Genomic DNA, 23,456 nt, shown 5'->3' with positions numbered 1-23,456 from the left:
TCGGCCAGCTGGTGTTGTTCACGCCGTAGCTGGTCTGAGCCACCGCCGGCCAACTGGTGTTCGCCCGAACATCGCCCTTCTCATCGGAGAAGCCACTCAGCGCGCCGAGGGTCACGACGACGGAGAAGGCGGCGACAAGCACCGAGCGAAGCATTCTGTTCCGCATAGTCGGCTTCGTCCTCACTTGAAGGTCCCCTTTTCCCCCGTCGAGTACGACGATGGCTCATTCGGGCACGTCATGGCCACACAATCGATGCATCATGTTCCTGCATGTTCAGGACCCTGGGGGGTGGAGATTTGGCAACGAATCAAGCAAAAGGGACACATCCCCATCCGATGACCGAGTGGTGCGAGGAGGGCGGACGCCTCTACGCCACCGCTCTGCGCACCGGACGCATCGCACGTGCGGACGTGGAACCGGCCCCCTGCCTGATGGAGTTCGCCCTCCTCCACCCCGATCCGGACGATCCGGACTGGCTGCGCCCCGTGGCCCCGGTCGTCGCCCTCTCCCGGCAACTCAACCCCCTGGAACACGAGATCGCCGAGCGCAGGCGCCTGGCCGTCGACCTCGCGGAGACCTTTCAGCCGTTCATGGCCCTCGGCACCCAGATCGCAACGGTAAGTGACTCCATCACGGTGCTGGAAGGCGGGGAACGTATCAATGCCGCACTCAACATGGCCACCGCCCAGTGCCGGACCGAGGTCCTCACCCTCCAGCCGAGCGACCGCATGTCCGAACGCAGCCTCCTGAGAGGTCTGGAACGCGACAAGCCACTCATCGAACGTGGTGTGCGGATCCGCACGGTGTACCAGCACACTGCCCGCTACAACCCGGAGCAACTGGCCTACGCGGCCCGGCTCTCCGACGGCAAGGCCGAGTACCGCACCATAGACGAGTTGGTGGAGCGTTTGATCATCTGCGACGAAACCGTCGCCTTCATCCCCGCCCGGGACGACCAGCAGGTCGCCCTGGAACTGCGCCACCCCGGCCTCGTCCGCTATCTGATCAAGCTTTTCGAATACCTGTGGGACCGCGCGGTCCCGCTGAGCACCGGAACCCCGTACGAGGTGGCCAGCGGCGGCATCACGGACGTCCAGCACTCCATAGCCAAGCTTCTGGTCGAGGGCCACGTCGACGAGGCCATCGCCCGCCGCCTCGGCATGAACGTACGCACCTGCCGTGCTCACATCGCCAAGCTGGCGTCCGCCCTGGGCAGTGGCAGCCGGGCCCAACTCGGGTACCTGATAGCGCAGTCGGGGATCCTGCAGCAGGACCATTGAAGAGGAGAAACTCCGAGTGACGTCGGCGCCACACCCCCTGCACGACGCGGAAGAACTCTGCCACGCCGGGACGGAGCTGTACGAACAAGCCCTGCGCGAAGGGCATGTGCCCGCCGAAGCGGCCGACGCCGCGCCCTGTCTGATGGACTTCGGCCTGCTGCACCCCGCCGTCGACGACCCTCACCGGCTTCAGCCCGTGGCGCCGGCCGTCGCCCTTCACCGGCTGTTGCGGACCTCCGGGGAACGGATCGCACGTGAACGACGACGGGAGGAGCGACTGGCCGAGACATTCGAGGCGTTCATGGCCGTCGAAGGGCATCGCGCGGCGGCGGGCGCCACCCCGACTCTCACGCTCCTCAGCGGAAAGGAGCGGATCAACAAGGCCATCACCGAGGCCATGGCGGACGCCACCCGGGAACTGCTCGCCATTCAGCCCCGCCCCAAGCTCACCAGGGAGCGGGTCGCGGCGGCCTACGCCGTCGCCATGGACCGCGACCAGGCCCTGCTGGACCGCGGCGGTCGCATCCGCACCCTTTACCAGCACACCCTCTGCCACTCCCTTTTGACCGTCGCGCACCAGGAGCGGCTGAGGGGCGACATCGAGGCCCGTGCGCTGGATGAGCTCACCGACCGGCTCATCATCGTCGACCGGGTCGTCGTCTTCCTCCCGGCCGACGACAACGGCGACCTCGCGCTGGAGATACGCCACCCGGCCATCGTCGGATACCTGTCCACCACCTTCGACCGCTTCTGGCGCCTCGCCACCCCGGTCTTCCCCGAAGCCGCCCCCCAACCCGCCAGCAACGGCATCACCCCCCGCCAACGCGCCATAGCCGTCCTCCTCACCGAAGGCCACACCGACGCCGTCATAGCCGACCGGCTCGGCATGAACATCCGCACCGCCCGCGTCCACATCGCCAAGCTCGCGGCGACGCTGGGCAGTCAGAGCCGGGCGCAGCTCGGGTTTCTCATCGCACGGTCGGGGATTCTTGACCAGGGATGCTGAAGGGCGCCGCCGAACGCGGGCGGCCGTCCAGACCCGCCTGGGCGATCCGCACCCCCAACTGCGTACGGCTCGCCGCCCCCAGCGTCTCCGACAGCCGGGCGATGTGCGCCCGGCACGTCCGGACACTGATCCCCAGCCGCTCGGCGATCACCGCGTCCTGGTGCCCTTCCGCCAGCAGCGCGGCGATCGACTGCTCCCGGTGGGAGATGCCCTCGATGCCGGTGTCAGGGAGCGGGGCGGTCAGCGGGATGGCCAGGCGCCAGAGCCGTTCGAACACCGTGACCAGGTACTCGACGATCGCCGGGTGCCGTAGCTCCAGGGCCATCGTGCGGTCGGTGTTGGCGGGGATGAAGGCCACCGTCCGGTCGAAGAGGATCAGCCGGTCGATCACCTCGTCCAGCGTGCGCGCCTCCACCGCGTCGCCCATCAGCTCCAGATAGGTCATCAGACCCTGCCCGTGCCGGGCGACATGTGTGTACAGGTCCCGCATCCGCACGCCCCGGCCCCGCAGCGCCAGCGCCCGGTGCAGCCCCTCGGAGAGTTCCGCCTCGCGCCGGATGCCGCCGGGCTGCACCGTGAGCACCTCGGTCGTGCACGCCTGGGTCGCCTCGTCCATCGCGGTCTGGATCCGGGCGAGGCCGTCCAGCACCCGGATCGCCGGGCCCTCGGCCGCCGACGGGGCCGGCTGCACCTGCCGCCCCAGCCCCGCGTACCACTCGAACGCGGCCACGGCCGAACCCACCCGCCGCTGGCTCGCACTGACCTCGTCGTACATCCCGCGCAGCAGCCGGGTCATGACCTCCTGCGGGGAGGTCGGCACCAGCCAGTCCATGTCGTCGGGGTCGGGGTGCAGCAGGGCGAGTTCCAGCAGACAGGGCACCGGATCCGCATCCCGGCGCGGCACACGTCCCCGCCGTACGGCACGGGAATACACGCGATCCCCGGCCGCGCACAGTCGGTCGGCACCGTGTGGATGCTCCTCCGCCCCGTGCCCGGCCATCGCCGATCCCACCCCCGGTGTCGCCGTCTTTCCGCAGCGCAACTATGCGCGGACGGGACCCGCTCCGCAACACGGCTCCCCGCGCCCGCAGACGGCAGACGGGGCGGGCTACTTCAGGCCGATCGCCTCGCACGCCGCCTTGTACTTCGCCGTGCAGATGTCCGACAGCTTGTAGATGTCGTCCGCCACCACCGTGTCCTTGATGTTCTCCTTGGTGAGGGCGACCACCGGCACGAGCTGGGCGGGGATGCCCTTGTCGGTGGGGCTGTCGACCTTGTCGCGGGTGAGGGCGGCGAACTGGATGTGGCGGCCCTGGACCAGGGCCACGGCCATCTCCGCGGCGTTCTCGGCCTCCTGCGGGTACGACTTGTACACGCTCATGTACTGGTCACCGGTGATGACCCGCTGCACCGCCGGGAGCTCCGCGTCCTGGCCGGTGATCGGCGGCAGGTCGGTGACGCCCGCGGCCTCCAGTGCCTTGACGATGCCGCCCGCCATGCCGTCGTTGGCGGAGTACACCGCGGCGATGTCGTCCTTGCCGATCTTCTCGATCGCCTCGGTCATGTTGGCCTCGGCGTTCTCCGGCTTCCAGTCCTTGGTGTCGAAGGACTGCGCGATCGTCACCTTGCCGTTCAGCTCGGACATCGCTCCGGCCTTGAACTGCTTGGCGTTCGGGTCCGTCGGCGAGCCGTTCATCATCACGATCTTGTCGGAGAGGCTCGCCTTCTCGCCGATCGCCTCCAGCAGGGTGCGCCCCTGGACCTCGCCGACCAGTTCGTTGTCGAAGGAGATGTACGCGTCGATCGGGCCCTCGGCCAGCCGGTCGTAGGCGATGACCGGGATGCCGGCGTCCTTGGCCTTCCGCACGCCGCCGGCGATGGCGTGCGAGTCGACGGCGTCCAGCAGGATCACGTCGACCCGGTTGTCGACCATCTGCTGCAGCTGCGCCGCCTGCGTGTCCGCGCTCGCCTCGGCGTTGGCGTACTCGACGCGGCCCCGGTCGTTGGTGAGGGACTCGACCTTCCTCTTGATGATGGGGTAGTCGAAGTTCTCGTACCGGGTGTTCGCCTTCTCCGGGAGCAGCAGGCCCACCGTGATGTCGTTGCCCTTGGTCGGGCTCGCCTCGTCGCTGCTCCCCGTCGCGTTGAGCACGCCGCAGCCGGCGAGCGTGACGGACATCGCGGCCGCGGCCACGGATATGGAGATACGACGACGCATGCGGGGGCTCACTTCGCGTGTGATTCGGACGTGGGCACACTTTGTGGCCCATGTGACTGAAAAGCCAACGCGGGTGCGCCCCCAGCGTCAAGCGGAACCACTTAACGAGATGGCAACACCACGCTCCGCAATCGTTGTGAAGACTCTGCGGAATCATCGTCAAGGGCCTTGCACCGCCCACCTATCGACGGGAGACCCCGCGAAAACGCCCCAGGGCATACGAAAGGGGGCCGGGAGTCTCCTCCCGGCCCCCTTCGCAGGCGTACGCGCGTCCGTCGCGTCAGTCCGACTGCTGCTGCCGTTTCGGGCGCCACACCACCAGCGCGCTGGTCTGCTGGACCTCCTGGTACGGCACCAGGTCGCGGCGGTACGACGCGTGCACCGCCGCCTCGCGCTGGCGCATGGCCGCCGCCGCGCCGTCCAGCGCGTCCTCCAGCTCGGCGACCCGGGCCTGGAGTGCGGCGACCTGGTTCTCCAGTTCGATGATGCGCTTGATGCCCGCCAGGTTGATGCCCTCGTCCTGCGACAACTGCTGCACCTGACGGAGCAGTTCGATGTCGCGGGCCGAGTAGCGGCGGCCCCGGCCGGCGGTGCGGTCCGGGGACACCAGGCCCAGACGGTCGTACTGGCGCAGGGTCTGCGGGTGCAGGCCGGACAGCTGGGCCGCCACCGAGATGACGTAGACCGGGGTCTCCTCGGTCAGTTCATACGGGTTGCGTCGACGACCGTCCATCTGACTCATGCTCCCTTCGCGGCCTGGAACAGCTCCGCCCGCGGATCCTCACCCGCGGTCGCCTCGCGATACGCCTCGAGTGCGTCTCGAGCCTTCCCCGTCAGGTCCTTCGGAACACTCACCTCGACGGTGACCAGGAGATCGCCCCGAGTGCCGTCCTTGCGGACCGCGCCCTTGCCCCGGGCGCGCATGGTGCGGCCGTTGGGCGTGCCCGGCGGCAGCTTCAGCGTGACGGGCGGGCCGCCCAGCGTCGGCACCCGGACCTCGCCGCCGAGGGCCGCCTCGGCGAAGGTCACCGGGACCGTGACGGTGAGGTTGTCGTCCTTGCGGCCGAACACCGGGTGGGAGTCGACGTGCACGACCACATACAGATCGCCCGCCGGGCCGCCGCGCTCGCCCGGCGCTCCCTTGCCGCGCAGCCGGATCCGCTGGCCGTCGCTGACGCCCGCGGGGATGCGCACCTGCATGGTCCGCGAGGACTTGGCCCGGCCGCTGCCCTTGCAGACCTCGCAGGCGTTCTCCGCGATCAGGCCGCGGCCCTTGCAGTCCGGGCAGGGGTCGGTGAGGGAGAAGCCGCCGCCGCTGCCCCGGGCGACCTGCCCGGTGCCGACGCAGGTCGGGCACACACGCGGTGTGCCGTTCTTGTCGCCGGTGCCCGAGCAGGCCTTGCAGGGCGACTGCGAGGACATCCGCAGCGGGACGGTCGCGCCCTCGATCGCCTCGGTGAAGCTCAGCGTGACCTCGGACTCGATGTCCTGGCCGCGCCGCGGATGCGCGCGCGTCCCCGCGCCCGCGCCGCCACGGTTGAACAGGCCCCCGAAGACGTCACCGAGTCCACCGCCGAAACCGCCGGCTCCCTGGCCGCCGCCCTGGGCGCCTCCGAAGAGGTCGCCCAGGTCGAAGTTGAAGGAGCCGCCCGCGCCGCCCGGCCCCGGGCGGAAGCCGCCGTTGCCGAAGAGGGCGCGCGCCTCGTCGTACTCCTTGCGCTTCTTGGGATCGCCGAGGATGTCGTTGGCCTCGGAGATCTCCTTGAAGCGCTCCTCCGCCTTGACGTTGCCCTTGTTGGCGTCCGGGTGGTACTCGCGGGCGAGCTTCCGGTACGCCTTCTTGATCTCGGCCTCGGTGGCGTCCTTGGGGACGCCGAGGACCTTGTAGTAGTCCTTCTCGATGAAGTCCTTGGTGCTCATCCTCGACGCCCCTCCTTCCCTTCGTCCGCTATGGCGTCAGCCCTCTTCCGGGCCACCGCTCTCCTTGTCGTCGGCTTCGGCGGACTCGTCCGCCTTGACCGTCTGCGCCCCCGGCTGGGGCTCGGCCACGGCCACCCGCGCGGGGCGGATGGTGCGCTCGCCGATCCGGTACCCGGGCTGCAGAATCGCCACGCACGTCGTCTCGGTGACGTCCGGTGCGTAGCTGTGCATCAGGGCTTCGTGGATCGTCGGGTCGAAGGGCTCGCCCTCCTTGCCGAACTGCTGGAGGCCCATCTTGGCCGCCGTGCTCTCCAGCGACTCGGCGACGGACTTGAAGCCGCCGACCAGTTCGCCGTGTTCACGCGCGCGGCCGATGTCGTCGAGCACGGGCAGGAGCTCGGTCAGGAGGTTCGCGATGGCGATCTCCTTGACCGCGATCCGGTCACGCTCGACCCGGCGGCGGTAGTTCTGGAACTCGGCCTGGAGGCGCTGGAGGTCCGCCGTGCGCTCGCTGAGCGCCGTGCGGGCCTGGTCCAGCTGGGCCACCAGAGCCACGTCCTGGCCCGTGTCCCCGGCCGGGGCCGCCGCCTCCTCCGCGGAGGGGGAGTCGGCGGCCTTCGGCTCGGCGTCGTCGGAGGTGGCGCCGGAAGGGACGTCGGGCTGCTGCTCGTCGAAGCCCGGGGTCTCCTCCGTCACGCGGCACCGTCCTTCCGCTCGTCGTCCACGATCTCGGCGTCCACGACGTCGTCGTGGGCCTTGGCGTCACCGGCACCCGCGTCGGCGGAGGCACCGCCGGCGGCCTGCGCGGCGTTCGCGTCGGCGTACATCGCCTGGCCGAGCTTCTGCGAGACGGCCGCGACCTTCTCCGTGGCGGTGCGGATCTCGGCCGTGTCCTCGCCCTTGAGCTTCTCCTTCAGCTCGGCGACGGCTTCCTCGACCTCGGTCTTGATCTCGCCGGGGACCTTGTCCTCGTTGTCCTTGAGGAACTTCTCGGTCTGGTAGACGAGCTGCTCGCCCTGGTTGCGGGACTCGGCGGCCTCGCGGCGCTTGTGGTCCTCCTCCGCGTACTGCTCGGCCTCCTGGCGCATGCGGTCGACCTCGTCCTTCGGCAGCGAGGAGCCGCCGGTGACGGTCATCTTCTGCTCCTTGCCCGTGCCCAGGTCCTTCGCGGTCACGTGCATGATGCCGTTGGCGTCGATGTCGAAGGAGACCTCGATCTGCGGGACGCCGCGGGGCGCCGGGGGCAGACCGGTCAGCTCGAACATCCCGAGCTTCTTGTTGTACGCCGCGATCTCGCGCTCGCCCTGGTAGACCTGGATCTGCACGGACGGCTGGTTGTCCTCGGCCGTCGTGAAGATCTCGGACCGCTTGGTCGGGATCGTGGTGTTGCGCTCGATGAGCTTGGTCATGATGCCGCCCTTGGTCTCGATACCGAGGGACAGCGGGGTGACGTCGAGGAGCAGGACGTCCTTGACCTCGCCCTTGAGGACACCGGCCTGCAGAGCGGCACCGATGGCGACGACCTCGTCCGGGTTGACGCCCTTGTTGGCGTCCTTGCCGCCGGTCAGCTCCTTGACGAGCTCGGCGACGGCGGGCATACGGGTCGAGCCGCCCACGAGGACGACGTGGTCGATCTCGCTGATGGAGATGCCGGCGTCCTTGATGACGTTGTGGAACGGCGTCTTGCAGCGCTCCAGCAGGTCCGCGGTCAGCTGCTGGAACTGGGCGCGGGTGAGCTTCTCGTCGAGGTGCAGGGGGCCCTCGGCGGAGGCGGTGATGTAGGGCAGGTTGATCGAGGTCTCGGTCGACGAGGACAGCTCGATCTTGGCCTTCTCGGCGGCCTCGCGCAGCCGCTGCAGGGCCATCTTGTCCTTGCCCAGGTCCACGCCGTGGCCGGACTGGAACTGCTGGACCAGGTAGTCGACGATGCGCTGGTCCCAGTCGTCACCACCGAGGTGGTTGTCACCGTTGGTGGCCTTCACCTCGACGACACCGTCGCCGATCTCCAGCAGCGAGACGTCGAACGTGCCGCCACCGAGGTCGAAGACCAGGATGGTCTGGTCGTCCTTGTCGAGGCCGTACGCCAGGGCGGCGGCCGTCGGCTCGTTGACGATGCGCAGCACGTTCAGACCGGCGATCTCACCGGCCTCCTTGGTGGCCTGGCGCTCGGAGTCGTTGAAGTACGCCGGGACGGTGATGACCGCGTCGGTCACCTTCTCGCCCAGGTAGGACTCGGCGTCCCGCTTCAGCTTCTGGAGCACGAAGGCGCTGATCTGCTGCGGGTTGAAGGGCTTCCCGTCCAGCTCGATCTTCCAGTCGGTGCCCATGTGCCGCTTGACCGACCGGATGGTCCGGTCCACGTTGGTGACCGCCTGACGCTTGGCCACCTCTCCGACGAGCACCTCACCGTTCTTGGCGAAGGCGACGACGGACGGCGTGGTCCTGGCGCCCTCGGCGTTGGTGATGACGGTGGGCTCGCCGCCCTCCAGAACGCTGACGACGGAGTTAGTCGTGCCCAGGTCGATGCCGACCGCACGTGCCATGGTTGATTCCTCCAGCTGACTTGAGTGGAACGGACTCAAGTGTGCACGACGGCTCCCCACCGGTCAACGGAGCTGAGTCGACCGGGCTCAACTCTTATCCGCTCCTTACACGCAACGACGCCCTGACCTGCGGCAATACAGTGCTCCGATCGGCGTACACAGGGACACTCGAAAGGGCGAACACGACTGGTCCGGCCCGCCGCGGACAACGGGCCGCCCGGCCGGCCGCCGCGACAGCGGCACGAGTACGGCATCGGCAACCGCGACAGTCGCGCAGCGGGAACCCGGTCAGCGCGGCGGCCGGCACGCTCATCAGCACGGCGATCCCGTCCATCACCTCAAGCAGCACCCGTCGCCGCAGCCGCCGGACGTCGTCGACGAGGCCGAGCAGGGCGACCGCGCCGGCGGCGAGGAGCAGCCTCGCGGCCTCGGGCCCGAGCGTCACGGCCCCGGCCCGCTCCCGCCCCACAGGACCCCGCAGCCGTCGGGCGGGGGCCCGCAGGGCGGCCGCGAGGAGGGCGGTGGTGGTGGCGGCGACGATCCCGTAGAGCACGGATATAAGTTAGGCGTCACTATGACAATTCGGTACGAATAACACGACGGGGCGGCGAGCCGGTTCGCGGGCGTTTCCTGAGGCGACCCTCAGCGATTCAGATCACTGCCCACCCGGCTACAGTGCGGCGGAAGATAGGGGTAGTCTCAGACGGACTGCATAAGTTACCGCTTAGTAATCTCGGGGAACCCTGAAGAACGACCGGTTCCCCCGACAAACCCTCGCAGGCCCGAGGAGCCCCCATGCAACTCGCCGCGATCATCGTGTCGCTGGTCTTGACCGTGGTCGGCGTCGCGCTGCTCGCACGCGCGATCGGCCAGTTCGTCCGGTACTTCAAGCTGGGCCAGCCCGTGCCCGCCGGCACCCGGACCGACAACCCCTACCAGCGCAGCGTGACGCTGGTGAAGGAGTTCCTCGGCCACACGCGCATGAACCGGTGGGGCATCGTCGGTGTCGCCCACTGGTTCGTGGCGATCGGCTTCCTGACGCTGCCGCCGACGATCATCAACGCCTACGGCCAGCTGTTCCAGGCCGACTGGACGCTGCCGGTGCTCGGCGGCTTCCTCCCCTACGAGCTCTACATCGAGTTCATCGCCGCGATGACGACCCTGGGCATCGCGACCCTGATGGTCATCCGCCTGCTGAACCTGCCGTCGCGGCCGGGCCGCAAGTCCCGCTTCGCCGGCTCGAAGATGGGCCAGGCGTACTTCGTCGAGTACGTCATCCTCACGATCGGCCTGGCCATCTACGTCCTGCGGGGCCTGGAGGGCGCGCTGCACCACGTGGACGGCTACGAGGCCGCGTACTTCGCCTCGTACCCGCTGGTCCTGGCCTTCAAGGGCCTGAGCGTGGCGGCACTGCAGAACCTCGTCTACTTCTTCGCGATGATCAAGCTGGGCACGACCATGATCTGGATGATCACGGTCAGCCTCAACACCAACATGGGTGTGGCCTGGCACCGCTTCCTGGCGTTCCCCAACATCTGGTTCAAGCGGGAGGCGTCGGGCGGGACGGCGCTGGGCGCGCTGCAGCCCATGACCTCGGGCGGCGAGCCGATCGACTTCACCGACCCGGGCGAGGACGACGTCTTCGGCGTCTCCCAGGTCGAGCAGTTCTCCTGGAAGGGCCTGCTGGACTTCTCCACCTGCACCGAGTGCGGCCGCTGCCAGTCGCAGTGCCCGGCCTGGAACACGGGCAAGCCCCTCTCCCCCAAGCTGCTGATCATGTCGCTGCGCGACCACGCGCACGCCAAGGCCCCCTACCTGCTGGCCGGCGGCGGCAAGACCATGGAGGGCGAGGAGAAGGCGTCTTCCGAGGCTCTCAAGGACGTCCCGGCGTCGGCGCTGGCGGAGGCCGAGCGCCCCCTGGTCGGCACGCTGGAGGACAACGGCGTCATCGACCCGGACGTCCTGTGGTCCTGCACCACCTGCGGCGCCTGCGTCGAGCAGTGCCCCGTCGACATCGAGCACGTCGACCACATCGTCGACATGCGCCGCTACCAGGTGATGATCGAGTCCGCGTTCCCCTCCGAGGCGGGCACGATGCTCAAGAACCTGGAGAAGAAGGGCAACCCCTGGGGCCTGGCGAAGAAGCAGCGCCTGGAGTGGCTCAAGGAGGTCGACTTCGACGTCCCCGTCGTCGGCAAGGACATCGAGGACCTGTCCGAGGTCGAGTACCTGTACTGGGTCGGCTGCGCCGGTGCCCTGGAGGACCGCGCGAAGAAGACCACGAAGGCCTTCGCCGAGCTGCTCCACATCGCGGGCGTCAAGTTCGCCATCATGGGCGGCGACGAGAAGTGCACCGGCGACTCCGCCCGGCGTCTCGGCAACGAGCCCCTCTTCCAGGAGCTCGGCATGGAGAACGTGGCCGCGCTGAACATGGCGTTCGGCGAGGAAATGGACGACGAGGGCAAGGTCGTCCCGGAGTCCGCGAAGCCCAGGTCGGCGAAGAAGATCGTCGCCACCTGCCCGCACTGCCTCAACACCCTCGGCAACGAATACCCGCAGCTCGGCGGCGACTACGAGGTCATCCACCACACCCAGCTGCTCCAGCACCTCGTCGACGAGGGCAAGCTCATCCCCGTCACCCCGGTCGAGGGCATCATCACCTACCACGACCCCTGCTACCTGGGCCGCCACAACAAGATCTACACGCCCCCGCGCGAGATCATCGCCAGCGTCCCCGGCATCCGCAACGAGGAGATGCACCGTCACAAGGAACGCGGCTTCTGCTGCGGCGCGGGCGGTGCGCGCATGTGGATGGAAGAGCGCATCGGCAAGCGCATCAACAACGAGCGCGTGGACGAGGCACTGTCCCTCAACCCCGACATCGTCTCCACGGCGTGCCCGTTCTGCCTCGTCATGCTCACGGACTCCGTCAACGGCAAGAAGAACGACGGCAAGGCGAAGGAGTCCATCCAGGTCGTCGACGTCGCCCAGCTCCTGCTGGACTCGGTCAAGACGCCGGTCCCCGCGGAGGGCGACGACGATGACGACGAGCCGCCGGCGGGCACGGCGGACTCGGAGAACGCGCCGGAGCCGGAGCCGGTGAAGTAGGCGGTTCCCGCGGGTTGTTGCCGACGCCCTCTGTCCCGGGTCTATCGGGCAGGGGGCGTCGTCGCGCTCTGCGGTGGCAGGTGCGACGCGGGCCATGAGGGGGACGTCGGCTGTGAGAGCCGCCGCGGTTGGTGGCGTCGGGCGAGCCACAGGACGAGTGCGGCGTACATCAGGGTCGTTGCCGCATCCGTGAGGGCGAGTTGCCAGGGTGAGTCGGCGGCGGTCTCGTCGGACGACAGCCCGTCGACGACCGCGGCGGCGACGCCGAAGGCCAGCAGGTTGTTCAGGACGTGCAGGGCGATGGCCGCCTCCAGGCCGCCGGTGCGGATGGTCAGCCATCCGGCGACCAGGCCGAAGACCAGCAGGCCGCAGAAACCCCAGGCGGTGCCCCAGCCGTGGGCGGCGGCGAACAGCAAGGCCTGCGGGAGAACCGCGAACCAGGGGGAACGGACGAAAGCGCCGACCGTCTGCGTCAGCCAGCCCCGGAAGACGTACTCCTCTGCCGCGGCCTGCACCGGGACAAGGAGGGTCAGCACGACCAGCGAGGTGAGGAACGACTCCCAGCCCACCCATGCGCCGAACTCCCCCGAGTCGGCTCCGTCGCCGGGCAGGAAGGCGGCGGTCACCGTCAGCACGGTCACAGGGAGTACGGCGGCGAGCAGGCACCGGCCCAGCCAGCGCCACCGCAGCCGTCCGTCGACCGACGACAGGGTGCCGGGCGGTCGCCGCCCCGGCCACCACACGGTCAGCAGAATCAGGGGCAGGGCGACCGCGACGGACGTCAGGTCCAGGGCCGTGTTGGCGACCGGCCCGAAGTCGTGGCCCCCGTCGGGCAGTTCACGCAGCCCGGCCGCTGCCCCGACGCCGTAGGAGAGGGCGAACAGCACGAGGGTGAGGACCAGGTAGGCACCGAGAAACAGCAGAGTGCCGAGCAGGGGCCGCCACCAGCGGTGACGGCCCGTGCAGCGGCCCATGCGGTGGTAGGCGGGGCCGGTGGGGTGCGGTAACGGAGCTGTCATGATCCCTACTATGCAGTGGATCACCGTGATCGGCACCGTAGTTGGGGCCGTGATCGGCACCGGGGTCGCGTGCGGATGATGCCGTTGCTCCTGGGGAGCCGGTCCAGCTCCTGTTCCGGATCCGACCGGTGAAAACCCACCCCGGACGCCGGACGGCGTCCGTCATTCGCTGAGCAGGCGCACGGCCTGCCGGGCGAGATCGGCGTCCGTCGCCGCCGACCGGGTGCCGGCGATCCCCGACCGCAGCAGGGCCGCCCCCTCGACCAGCGCCACGAACGTCTCCGCCCGGGCCCGGCAGAAGTCGGCCGTCCATTCGGGCCGGTTGAGCCGGACGAGGGCCGCGACGTGGGTGACGTACTTGCGGTAGAACTCCCTCACGACCTGGGCCGTGTCATCGTCCCTGGCCGCCAGGGCCCACACCTCGACATAGAGCCGGACCAGCCGTGGATCGTCCTGCTCGGCCAGGACCACCGCCACGACATCGGCGGTGTCCGCCCGGCCCTGCGGGAGCTGGATGTCCGACGGATCGTCCGGGCTGACCCGCAGTCCCGTCGCCTCGGCCAGCCGCTCCAGCGAACGGTCCAGCGCCCGCTCCAGCACGGCCTTGATCAGATCGGCCCGGGTCGGGAAGTAGTGCTGCAGATGCCCGATGCGGATGCCCGCCGCGTCGGCGATGGTCCGCAGCGACGCGCTCGCGTTGCCCTTGGCGACCAGCACGGTCTCGGCCGCGTCCAGCAGGCTGGTGCGCCGGAGGCTGCCCTGCCGGGTCAGCTGCGGCTTACCGCCCGTGGTCTTCTCTCCTCTGGCGGGACCGCTCATGACACCGTCACCTCGACGCCCGCCTTCTCCAGGGCGGGGACGACATCCCGGGGCGCCGGCGTCTGTTCCGCGAAGACCACGCCCTCCGGTGCCGGGGAACCGTCCTCGCCGAGCACCCGGCGCAGCCCCAGCAGCCCGCCGAGCGCGGTGAGATGAGCCTGCCCCGCGGTGTCCCGGACCATCGCGGTACGGCGGCCGCCGTCCCGGCCGCGCACGTCGATCCGCAGCAGCGCCTCACCGCCCTCGCCCGGCGAGTACAGCAGCGACCGCCGCACCGACTCCAGCCGGTCGCCGCGGCCCCAGCGGAAGAAGCCGGTCTTCTTCAGGGCCAGCAGGGCCGACGTCGAGGAGTTCGCGCTGAAGCCGATCCGCGTGACCGCCGTGTCGACGCCCAACGTCAGGGGCAGCGTGAACTGTTCCGGGGTGTCGAACCGGGCGACCTTCGTCCGGTGCTCGCCGATGGTGACGTACCCGGCGCCGCTCAGTGGCGTGATCATCCGCCGCCGTCCGTCCTGCATCGCCTCGAAGTCCAGGCCCAGGCGGTCCATGAACTCCACCGAGTCGGTGCCCGCCCGGTCCTTCAGGTCGTACCGGATGGCGACCTCCACCGCCGCCGCCCCGCCGAGTCCGGCCGCCAGCGCGGCGGCGACCAGCGCGCTGATCCCGCCCATCCAGCTGGAGGACAGCAGCACGGGAGCCTTCGGCGGCGTCAGCGCGGTGATCGCGGCGGCCCGCTGCAACCGAGCCGTCCACCGCGTGATGTCCACGTACGGCACACCGCCGCGCAGTGCGGCGCGCAGCACCCGGTCGTCCGGGTCGTTCACCGTGCTGATCACGGCCCGGACCCGCGCCGAGAACGGCTCCGGGTCGCCCAGGTCCCAGCGCCGCACCGACGCCCCGACCTCTTCGGCCAGCGCCCGGCCGCGCTCCGGGCTGCGCCCGGTGAGCAGCAACGGCCAGGAGGGTGCGGCGAGCCGGGCCAGATCGCCGCCGACTGTGCCGTAACCGCCGGCCACGAGTACGGGTCCGGTCACATCGAGCTGGATGTCATCGTCCACGCCGGGGACACTAGGTCAGGCGACCTAGAAATTCAAACAGCCGCGGACTGCCAGGTCGGATCGCCGGCGCCGGCGACAAGCGCCGCCGGGAGTTCACGACGGCACTCCCGGCGGCCCCGCCCCTGGACAGCAGCCTCGCCCGGGCCGATCGTGGGCGACATGGATGATCACCGTGTGGCGCCAGGAGACCCTGCCGGTCCGGATACGGAAGCGGAGGAGGTCCGTCGTTTCCGGGCGCGGCTCGGGCTTCCCGGGCTGGTCGACGTGCACACGCACTTCATGCCCGAGCGGGTGCTGCGCAAGGTGTGGGACTACTTCGACGCGCTCGGGCCGATGACCGGCGGGCTGGAGTGGCCGATCACCTACCGGCAGGAGGAGGCGGAACGGGCGGACATCCTGAGGGAGTTCGGGGTGCGGGCCTTCACCGCGATGCTGTACCCGCACAAGCCGGGCATGGCCCGCTGGCTGAACGGCTGGGCGGTCGGCTTCGCCCGCCGCACCCCCGGCTGTCTGCACACGGCGACCCTCTACCCCGAGCCGGGCGTCGAGGCGTACGTCCGGGAGGCCGTCGAGGCGGGCGCCCGGGTCTTCAAGGCACATGTGCAGGTGGGGGCGTACGACCCCGCCGACGAACTGCTCCAGCCGGCGTGGGGGCTGCTGGCCGAGGCCGGGATCCCCGTGGTGATCCACTGCGGCTCCGGGCCCGCGCCCGGCAAGCACACCGGCCCCGAGCCGATCGCCCGGGTCCTGGCGCGCCACCCCCGGCTGCGGCTAATCGTCGCGCACATGGGGATGCCCGAGTACGAGGAGTTCTTCGACCTGGCCGAGCGGTACGCACAGGTGCGGCTGGACACGACGATGGCGTTCACCGACTTCACCGAGGCCTTCCTGCCGTTCCCCCGCCGGGCCCTGCCCCGGCTGGCCGCACTCGGCGACCGCGTCCTGCTCGGCACCGACTTCCCCAACATCCCCTATCCGTACGTGCACCAACTCCACGCCCTGGAACGGCTGGACCTCGGAGAGGACTGGCTGCGGGCGGTGTGCCACGACAACGCGGCGGAGTTGTTCGAGCTGTGAGGCTGCTGCGGTGAGCTCGTTCTGGAGTGGCAGAATCCGGGAATGGATCATCACTTCGTCGGCATACCCGAGTTGGCCGGCGTTCCCCGTGTCGCCGTCGTCATCGACGTCATGCGCGCCTTCACCGTGGCCGCCTGGGCCTTCTCGCGCGGCGTCGAGAGGATCGTCCTGGCCACGACGGAGAGTGAGGCACTTGCCCTGAAGGAGAGCCACTCGGGCTGGCTGGCGCTGAAGGACGGAGCCCCGGCGGCGGGCTTCGACGCGGTGAACTCACCCGGCCTGCTCAGGTCACGCGACTTCGCCGGCCGCACACTGGTGCAGAAGACGACCGCAGGCACCGTGGGCGCACTGGCCGTCGCGGACGCGCCGCTGGTCCTGTGCGCGAGTTTCGTGGTGGCCGGTCCGACCGCGCGGTTCCTGCGGGCCGGGGATTCCGGGCCGGTGACGTTCGTCGTCACCGGCGAGGACGGCCAGGCCGACGAGGACCTGGCCTGCGCTGAATACATCGGCCGCTGTATGGCCGGAGGAGAGGTCGAGGCGAGCCCCTATCTCAAGCGCGCGCGGGATTCCCGTGCCGCCGCTGACCTCGCCGGCGGGCGGCGGAGCGGATACCACCCGGACGACGTCGATCTCTGCCTGGAGATCGACCGGTTCCCCTTCGCGATGGTGGCTCGCCAGGAGGAGTCTTTGATGGTGCTGCGGCCTGTCGCGGTGCCGTGAACCACATCCCGGCACGACGACGCCCCCGGCCCCGCCGTCACCATGCGGTGCGGCAGGCCGAGGGCGTCGTACAGAGGGGGTGCGGGACGCAGCAGGCTAGCTGCCCGTCACGTCCGTCACCTTCCAGCGCTGGTTGGAGCCGGAGTTGGGCTGCCAGAGGCCGACCGAGGCGCCGTCGGCCGTGGACTGGCCCGCGACGTCCGGGAGCTGGCCGGTGGCGGCGTTGACGAGCGTCCAGGTGCCGTCGCCGGTCGAGGACATGATCCACTCGGTGGCCTTGTCGCGGCGGCCCTCGTCCGGCTCTGCGACCAGGGCGCCGTTCCGGACGGCCAGGCGCTTGTCCGTGGCGGTCTCGGTGAAGACGTACCGCTTGCGGTTGTCCTCGCCGCGGATCTGCTCCACCCGCCACTGCTGACCGCTCGGGTCCGAGGCGTTGGCGCTCTTGATGACCAGGCCCGTGCCGTTGCCGGCGATGGTGAGGTCCTTGCCGCTCTGGACGCCGGTCAGCCGGTAGGTGTGGCCCTTTTGCAGCTCGGCCGCGTCCTTCGCGACGCCCGAGACACCCTTGACGAGGAAGGACGTCACCGACTGGGCGGGCACGGTCACCGTGGCCCGCTTGCCGGAGACCGGGACCGCCTTCTGCTTCTCCAGCTTGCCGTCGGCGCTGGTCACCACGGGGGTGACGGTGGCGTGGGAGGAGACCCGGCCGAACTTCGACAGGTCGAGGGTGACCTCACGGGACTCGGTGGCGCTGTTGACGTGGACGACCGTCGCCGCGTCGCCCTTGCGGGAGATCGCCGCGGTGCTGGACGTGTCGTTCGTCTTGATCAGCCGGTCGCCGGGCTTGATGAAGTGCGTGAAGTTGCGGGCCGTGTCGAACTTGGTGTTGGTGTAGATCGGGCAGGACGCCAGGGTGTCCTTCGAGGTGCAGCTGAAGGGGAGCTGGATCTCGCCCCAGTTGCCGCCCTTGGCGGACTCCCCGCCCGGCTTCATGTTGTCGTAGTCCTCGACGGGCTGCCAGAACACCCAGGCCTTGGGCTCCAGTTCCCGCAGGTCGTCGACCATGCGCTGGGCGAGGCCCAGGCCGGGCCGCATGTCCGTGAAGCTCTGGCCGTCGCCCCAGTCGCCCTCGACCTCGCTCATCCACAGCGGCTTGTCGGCGGCCTTGGCGAGGTCGCGGACGGTGGTGCGCTGGCCGGTGCCGTAGGTGTGCACGTTCATCTGGCCCACCAGGTCGCGCACGTCCTGGGGGTAGGAGTTCCAGTTGGTGGCGAACGTGCCGGGGTTCGTCTCGTCCATCGCGGAGATCTCCGCGTCCGACGTGGACTTCTTCAGGACCGGGGCGAGCGCGCGGATCACCTTCTGCTGCAGCTCGGGGCCGATGTGCGCGCCCTCCTGGCGACCACCGGTCGGTTCGCCGTCCGGGCCCAGCTTGGTGCCCCAGTAGTTGGTGTTCGGCTCGTTGAACGGGTCGAGCGTGTCGACCTTGATGCCGTGCGCCTTCTCCAGCCGCTCGGTCGCGCCCACCAGGTACTTGGCGAAGTCCTCGACGGACTCCGGCTTCAACTGGTCCTTGCCCGCGTCGAAGTTGCCCGAGACGTAGCCGCTCTCGGTCATGAACCAGGGCGGGGAGTTGCTGAAGGCCTCCCAGTGCGTGATGTCCTTCTTGATGCGGTCGACCCACCAGCGCTGCGTCTTGTCCGCGTTGTTGTTCCAGTCGGCCGGGTCGTCGGCGTCCCACCAGTCGACGTCCTCGCGGGTGGTGCCCGCCGGGGCCTTCCACCAGCCCTCGACCGCGCCGCCGGCCCGCAGGTAGTCCTTGACGTCCGGGGCGTTGCCGCCGCCGATGTTGTAGCGGGCGATGTTCAGGGCGAGGCCCTCGTCGCCGAAGAGGAGCTTGTAGAGCTTCTCGCGTATCGCGGGCGGGTAGTCGCCGGTGGCGTTGGCGAACCAGACGAGGCTCGTGCCCCAGCCCTCGAACTTCTCCCCCGAGTACGAGGGGTCGGGCTGGACGGTGACCCCGGCCGCGGCGGCCTCGGCGGCCGTCGTCTCGGCGTGCGCGGCGGGCAAGGTGGCGGTGGCCAGGACGGCTCCGGTCGCCAAGGTGACGCCGATGGCCCCGAGGAGCCTTCTCTTGCGGGTGCGGTGTGCCATCTCGAGTACTCCAGCTCTTCTGCGTGCCGCGCGTCCCGGCGGACGCAGAGATCGGGGCCTACGTGGTGCGACTGGTACGGATTCGGCGGCTTCTCGTACGATTTCGACTAGGCAATGTTTACGTAAACATCCACTGGCGGGATGTCTACACTGTCCGAATCTCAGGGGTCAAGGACTCGTTCCGAACCGAAACTTGCGCTCCGGTCGCGGAGGGAGGGGATGTGGGCACAGTGGACGGCGAGAGCGAGCCGCGGGGCACGAGCCGGACGAGAAGGCACGCGGCCCGGCCCCGTCAGGGTGCGTCCATGGCGGACGTCGCCCAGCTCGCCGGGGTCTCGTCCCAGACGGTCTCCCGCGTCTCGAACGGCTTCCCGGGCGTCACCGAGGACACCCGTGCGCAGGTCCTGGCGGCCATGCGGGAGCTGGGCTACCGGCCCAACAGCGCGGCCCGGGCGCTGCGCCGGGGCGAGTTCCGCACCCTCGGCGTGATCACCTTCTCCCTCTCCACCATGGGCAACATCCGCACCCTGGAGGCCATCGCCACCTCCGCGGCCCAGCACGGCTACGCCGTCACGCTGCTGCCCGTCGCCGTCCCCACCCAGGACGAGGTGAACGGCGCCTTCTCCCGCCTGGGCGAACTCGCCGTGGACGCCGTCATCGTCATCATGGAGATCCATCTCCTGGACGCGGCGACGGTCTCGCTCCCGCCCGGCGTGCAGGTCGTGGTGGCCGACTCGGACGCCGGCGACCGCTACACCGTGGTCGACACCGACCAGGCCGGCGGCGCGCGGGACGCCGTACGGCACCTGCTGGACCTCGGCCACGAGACGGTGTGGCACCTGGCCGGCCCCGAGGGCTCCTTCGCCGCCCAGCGCCGCGCCAACGCCTGGCGCGACACCCTCACCGTGGCCGGCCGCGTCCCACCGCCCCTGGTCCGGGGCGACTGGTCGGCCGAGTCCGGCTACCGGGCCGGGCTGCGGCTGGCCGACGAGCCGGACTGCACGGCGGTGTTCACGGCCAACGACCAGATGGCCCTGGGCCTGCTCCGGGCCCTGCACGAACGCGGCCTGCGCGTCCCCGGCGACATCAGCGTCATCGGCTTCGACGACATCCCCGAGTCCGCGTCCTTCCTCCCACCCCTGACGACCATCCACCAGGACTTCGCCGAGGTGGGGCGGCTGTGCGTGGAGGGCGTCCTGAGCAAGATGCGGCAGGACGGCGAGGAGCACGGGACGACGCTGGTGCCCACGCGGCTGGTGCGGCGGGAGAGCACGGGGGCGCCGGGCCGGGACCGACGCGGTGAGGGAGCACGCCCGCGGACGTCGCGGTGAGTCAGTTGCTCACGGCCTGCCACGCCCGGCTGATCACACGCTGGGCGGCTGTCGCGTAGACGGCCCGGCGTGCCAGTCCTCGACCGCACGATCCCGAGACGGACGGGACCAGCCTCATGCGCGCCCGGGGATGAGCCGGTGGCGGCCATCGCCCGCCATCCGAGTTTTGCCGACCCCACCGCAGCGGTGCCGTGAAGGCCAGGTGGCGGGCGCGTTCGATGCCATTCGAAGCGCATCGACGATGCTGTCCGCAGGTGAAGGAAGTATGTCTTCCTGTACAGAGTCTTGCTGTTCAGATGCCCCGTCATTACTGTCCACGCAGACGCAAGCGCTTCGACATTTCGCGCCACTCGTCGGCGAGCGGCACCTCGCGGCGCGCCAGAGTCCGCCATCAGACCGGGGGGGGAACAACCCATCGCCGTCCTTGGAGGGACACATGAGATGGCAAGCCCGTAAATCCACCAGCAGCAAGTCGGCCGGGTTCGGCCGGCTGGCCATGATCGTCGCTCTGATCGCCGGGTTCCTGAGCTTCGCGTCTCCGGCGCAGGCCCAGGTGTACTCCACCTGCGACCGGTGGGGTCAGTACACCCAGGGCTCCTGGACGGTCTACAACAACATCTGGGGCGAAAACCACGGCACCCAGTGCCTGACCGTCAACAGCATCAAGTCCTGGTACGCCGATGCCAACCACTCCGGCGGCGGGATCAAGTCCTACCCGAACACCTCGGTCCGGCCCCAGACGCCGCTGTCGCAGTTGAACTCGGCGGGCTTCTGGTACAATACGTCGTCGGCTCCCGTCGGCGGCAGTGACCACTGGAACTGGACGAGCGACTTCTGGTCGACCGGCAACCAGGACGAGATCATGGTCTTCACCAGCTGGTCCGGAACGGCAGGCGGCTGGGGACGGCAGATCGCGTCCAACGTGACCATCGGCGGCGTCCAGTACGCGTCGGTCTGGCAGGCCGATCCCGGCTGGAACGTCCTGCAGCTCATCCCCGCCCAGCAGAGCAACACCGGCTCCATCGACGCCTCGGCGGTCTGGCGATGGGCCGCGTCGCAGAACCTCCTGCGCAACACCACCTTCGACACGATGCAGTTCGGCATCGAGATCACCTCGACCAGCGGCGTGCAGAAGCGGTACTCGCTGAACAACTACAGCGCCTGGTGGAGCAACACCTCCGGCGGCGGATCAAGCATCTAGCCGCACGCGCGACATGACGGTGCGCTCCGTCCGCGTAGAGAGACGAACGCCGGAGCGATTCCCCAACGCATACCTTGCCGCCGGGCTCGAACGACAACTTCCGGCGGCAAGGTTTGCGGAGTCTTCGAGCGGGTTCACGTCCACCCCCACACTCCCCTCACCCGGGAGCCCTCCGCGGAGCGATTCAGCGGCGGCGCCCCCGGGAGGGCCTGCCGCGGCGGGCGCGTGAGGCCGGGCCCGGGCGCGTGGGGCCGTTCTCGGAGGGCGGCGGGGTGAGGACGACGGGGACGCCCGAGGGGGCCTGGGCGCCGGTGATGCGGGTCAGTTCGGCCGCGCCCGAGCGGACCCGGGTGACGCGCGGGGTGATCCCGGCGTCGGCCATCAGGCGGGCCGTCTCACGGCGCTGGTGGGGCAGGACCAGTGTGACGACGGTGCCCGACTCGCCGGCCCGGGCGGTCCGGCCGCCGCGGTGCAGATAGTCCTTGTGGTCGGCGGGCGGGTCCACGTTGACGACCAGGTCGAGGTTGTCGACGTGGATGCCGCGGGCCGCGACGTTGGTCGCCACCAGCACCGTGACCTCGCCGTCCTTGAACCGGGCCAGGGTACGGGTGCGCTGCGACTGGGACTTCCCGCCGTGCAGGGCGGAGGCGCGCACCCCGACGGCCAGCAGCTTCTTGGCGAGCCGGTCGGCGGCGTGCTTGGTGTCCAGGAACATGATCACGCGGCCGTCGCGGGCGGCGATCTCCGTCGTGGTCGCGTGCTTGTCGTCGTCCTCCACGTGCAGCAGGTGGTGCTCCATCGTGGTGACCGCGCCGGCGGACGGATCGACCGAGTGGACCACGGGATCGTGGAGGTAGGTGCGGACCAGGCGGTCGACGTTGCGGTCCAGCGTGGCCGAGAACAGCAGCCGCTGGCCCCCGGGCTGCACCTGGTCGAGCAGCGCGGTCACCTGCGGCATGAAGCCCATGTCGGTCATCTGGTCGGCCTCGTCCAGCACCGTGACGGTGACGCGGTCCAGCCGGCAGTCGCCGCGGTCTATGAGGTCCTTGAGCCGGCCGGGCGTCGCGACGACGACCTCGGCCCCGCCGCGCAGCGCGCTCGCCTGGCGGCCGATCGACATACCGCCGACGACGGTGGTGAGCCGCAGCCGCAACGCCTGGGCATAAGGGGTGAGCGCGTCGGTGACCTGCTGGGCCAGTTCCCTGGTGGGGGTGAGGACGAGGGCCAGCGGCTGCCGGGGCTCGGCCCGCTGCCCGTCGATGCGGGCCAGTACGGCGAGCCCGAAGGCGAGCGTCTTGCCCGACCCGGTGCGCCCGCGGCCCAGCACGTCCCGCCCGGCCAGGGAGTTGGGCAGCGTCGCCGCCTGGATCGGGAACGGCACGGTCATGCCCTCGACGCGCAGCGCGGCGAGCAGCCGCTCGGGCAGGGCGAGTCCGGCGAAGTCGTCGACGGCGGGCAGTGCCGGGGTGAGGGTGGCCGGGGGCGCGAACTCCCCGCCGGGCGCGGTACGGCGCCGGGGGGCGCCGCGGCCCGCACCGGCCGTACGGGCGGAGACGCCGCGGCCCGCCGCCTTACGGGAGTGGGGCGAGCCGTTGTTCTTGCGAGCGGTGCGATCCAAGGGGATCCTTCCTCGATGCGGCACACGTATCGGGGAATTCCCGGCAGCCGGAACGGGCCGCACCAGGATTCGCAACACTGAGCCGGGTGTTGGATGAGAACGAGGCTGGGGCCCGCACCTCACGGTGCGGGCCCCGGTCACGACGGACGCGTCAGCGTCAGGCGGGCACGATGTTCTCGGCCTGCGGGCCCTTCTGGCCCTGCGTGACGTCGAAGGTAACCTTCTGGCCTTCCTGAAGCTCGCGGAAGCCGGAGGTGGCGATGTTCGAGTAGTGGGCGAACACGTCAGGACCGCCACCCTCCTGCTCGATGAAGCCGAAGCCCTTTTCCGCATTGAACCACTTCACAGTGCCAGATGCCATGCTGAAATCTCCCTTTGGGGGA

20 protein-coding genes are annotated in these 23,456 nt (G+C 69.9%); 7 read left to right on the top strand and 13 right to left on the bottom strand.

Annotated elements, in window-relative coordinates; translation table 11 throughout:
• Positions 1-336: 336 nt before the first annotated feature.
• Together ACFZDA_RS26170 and ACFZDA_RS26165 are read left to right on the top strand one after the other, a co-directional pair.
• On the top strand, positions 337-1,281 hold the full coding sequence (locus tag ACFZDA_RS26170) for a helix-turn-helix transcriptional regulator (RefSeq protein WP_391086031.1): 945 nt from the start codon (positions 337-339) through the stop codon (positions 1,279-1,281).
• Positions 1,282-1,297: 16 nt separating this feature from the next.
• Complete coding sequence (locus tag ACFZDA_RS26165) at positions 1,298-2,287, top strand: helix-turn-helix transcriptional regulator (protein ID WP_391086029.1); 990 nt, start codon at positions 1,298-1,300, stop codon at positions 2,285-2,287.
• Here ACFZDA_RS26165 and ACFZDA_RS26160 read toward each other — a convergent pair.
• The 7 genes from ACFZDA_RS26160 to ACFZDA_RS26130 form a co-directional block, all read right to left on the bottom strand.
• Positions 2,250-3,287, bottom strand: coding sequence for a LuxR C-terminal-related transcriptional regulator (locus ACFZDA_RS26160; RefSeq protein ID WP_391086027.1), 1,038 nt, complete (start codon positions 3,285-3,287; stop codon positions 2,250-2,252). The two genes, ACFZDA_RS26165 and ACFZDA_RS26160, sit on opposite strands and share 38 nt — an antisense overlap.
• A gap of 108 nt (positions 3,288-3,395) precedes the next feature.
• Positions 3,396-4,505, bottom strand: coding sequence for a substrate-binding domain-containing protein (locus ACFZDA_RS26155; RefSeq protein ID WP_391086025.1), 1,110 nt, complete (start codon positions 4,503-4,505; stop codon positions 3,396-3,398).
• A 280-nt stretch (positions 4,506-4,785) separates the two neighbouring features.
• Entirely contained in the window at positions 4,786-5,238 is a 453-nt protein-coding gene (locus ACFZDA_RS26150; protein WP_010032111.1) for a heat shock protein transcriptional repressor HspR, read from the bottom strand.
• A 5-nt stretch (positions 5,239-5,243) separates the two neighbouring features.
• Positions 5,244-6,425: a molecular chaperone DnaJ gene (gene dnaJ / locus ACFZDA_RS26145; RefSeq protein ID WP_391086022.1), complete on the bottom strand. Its 1,182-nt coding sequence runs from the start codon at positions 6,423-6,425 to the stop codon at positions 5,244-5,246.
• A 36-nt stretch (positions 6,426-6,461) separates the two neighbouring features.
• Positions 6,462-7,121 (bottom strand): nucleotide exchange factor GrpE, encoded by a 660-nt coding sequence (gene grpE, locus ACFZDA_RS26140; protein ID WP_391086020.1) that lies wholly within the window; start codon positions 7,119-7,121, stop codon positions 6,462-6,464.
• Positions 7,118-8,968, bottom strand: coding sequence for a molecular chaperone DnaK (dnaK, locus tag ACFZDA_RS26135; protein ID WP_391086018.1), 1,851 nt, complete (start codon positions 8,966-8,968; stop codon positions 7,118-7,120). The genes grpE and dnaK overlap by 4 nt, the downstream gene beginning before the upstream one ends.
• Before the next feature lie 94 nt (positions 8,969-9,062).
• Positions 9,063-9,521 carry a hypothetical protein gene (locus tag ACFZDA_RS26130; protein ID WP_391086016.1) on the bottom strand — a complete coding sequence of 153 codons (459 nt, stop codon included), beginning with the start codon at positions 9,519-9,521 and terminating at the stop codon, positions 9,063-9,065.
• Positions 9,522-9,763: 242 nt separating this feature from the next.
• On the opposite strand from ACFZDA_RS26130, the gene ACFZDA_RS26125 reads away from it, so the two are divergent.
• The gene (locus ACFZDA_RS26125; protein ID WP_391086014.1) at positions 9,764-12,076 is read left to right on the top strand and encodes a heterodisulfide reductase-related iron-sulfur binding cluster; all 2,313 of its coding nucleotides are present in this window, start codon (positions 9,764-9,766) and stop codon (positions 12,074-12,076) included.
• A gap of 41 nt (positions 12,077-12,117) precedes the next feature.
• On the opposite strand, the gene ACFZDA_RS26120 is transcribed toward ACFZDA_RS26125, so the two are convergent.
• From ACFZDA_RS26120 to ACFZDA_RS26110, 3 genes are all read right to left on the bottom strand, one after another.
• Positions 12,118-13,095 (bottom strand): type II CAAX prenyl endopeptidase Rce1 family protein, encoded by a 978-nt coding sequence (locus ACFZDA_RS26120; protein ID WP_391086012.1) that lies wholly within the window; start codon positions 13,093-13,095, stop codon positions 12,118-12,120.
• Between the two features lie 162 nt (positions 13,096-13,257).
• The gene (locus ACFZDA_RS26115) at positions 13,258-13,914 is read right to left on the bottom strand and encodes a TetR family transcriptional regulator (protein ID WP_391086010.1); all 657 of its coding nucleotides are present in this window, start codon (positions 13,912-13,914) and stop codon (positions 13,258-13,260) included.
• Positions 13,911-14,972 carry a saccharopine dehydrogenase gene (locus ACFZDA_RS26110; protein ID WP_391086008.1) on the bottom strand — a complete coding sequence of 354 codons (1,062 nt, stop codon included), beginning with the start codon at positions 14,970-14,972 and terminating at the stop codon, positions 13,911-13,913. The genes ACFZDA_RS26115 and ACFZDA_RS26110 overlap by 4 nt, the downstream gene beginning before the upstream one ends.
• Positions 14,973-15,131: 159 nt before the next feature.
• On the opposite strand from ACFZDA_RS26110, the gene ACFZDA_RS26105 reads away from it, so the two are divergent.
• Positions 15,132-16,049 carry an amidohydrolase family protein gene (locus ACFZDA_RS26105; protein WP_391086006.1) on the top strand — a complete coding sequence of 306 codons (918 nt, stop codon included), beginning with the start codon at positions 15,132-15,134 and terminating at the stop codon, positions 16,047-16,049.
• A gap of 42 nt (positions 16,050-16,091) precedes the next feature.
• The gene (locus tag ACFZDA_RS26100; protein WP_391086004.1) at positions 16,092-16,769 is read left to right on the top strand and encodes a 2-phosphosulfolactate phosphatase; all 678 of its coding nucleotides are present in this window, start codon (positions 16,092-16,094) and stop codon (positions 16,767-16,769) included.
• Positions 16,770-16,865: 96 nt separating this feature from the next.
• On the opposite strand, the gene ACFZDA_RS26095 is transcribed toward ACFZDA_RS26100, so the two are convergent.
• Positions 16,866-18,923: an RICIN domain-containing protein gene (locus tag ACFZDA_RS26095; protein ID WP_391086002.1), complete on the bottom strand. Its 2,058-nt coding sequence runs from the start codon at positions 18,921-18,923 to the stop codon at positions 16,866-16,868.
• Positions 18,924-19,228: 305 nt separating this feature from the next.
• Between ACFZDA_RS26095 and ACFZDA_RS26090 the strand changes: the two genes are divergently transcribed.
• Both ACFZDA_RS26090 and ACFZDA_RS26085 read left to right on the top strand, forming a co-directional pair.
• Positions 19,229-20,254, top strand: coding sequence for a substrate-binding domain-containing protein (locus tag ACFZDA_RS26090; RefSeq protein WP_391086000.1), 1,026 nt, complete (start codon positions 19,229-19,231; stop codon positions 20,252-20,254).
• Positions 20,255-20,690: 436 nt separating this feature from the next.
• Positions 20,691-21,455: a hypothetical protein gene (locus ACFZDA_RS26085; protein ID WP_391085998.1), complete on the top strand. Its 765-nt coding sequence runs from the start codon at positions 20,691-20,693 to the stop codon at positions 21,453-21,455.
• 184 nt (positions 21,456-21,639) lie between these two features.
• Here the strand turns inward: ACFZDA_RS26085 and ACFZDA_RS26080 are convergent, their stop codons facing one another.
• Positions 21,640-23,073 carry a DEAD/DEAH box helicase gene (locus ACFZDA_RS26080; protein WP_391085996.1) on the bottom strand — a complete coding sequence of 478 codons (1,434 nt, stop codon included), beginning with the start codon at positions 23,071-23,073 and terminating at the stop codon, positions 21,640-21,642.
• Between the two features lie 157 nt (positions 23,074-23,230).
• Positions 23,231-23,434 (bottom strand): cold-shock protein, encoded by a 204-nt coding sequence (locus tag ACFZDA_RS26075; protein WP_010032345.1) that lies wholly within the window; start codon positions 23,432-23,434, stop codon positions 23,231-23,233.
• Positions 23,435-23,456: the final 22 nt, after the last annotated feature.

The sequence above is a fragment of the Streptomyces sp. NPDC007991 genome (genome assembly GCF_042958445.1).
GTDB lineage: Bacteria > Actinomycetota > Actinomycetes > Streptomycetales > Streptomycetaceae > Streptomyces.
The sequence above is the reverse complement of the archived record's forward strand: the minus strand, read 5'-3'. Positions and strand labels throughout refer to the sequence as shown.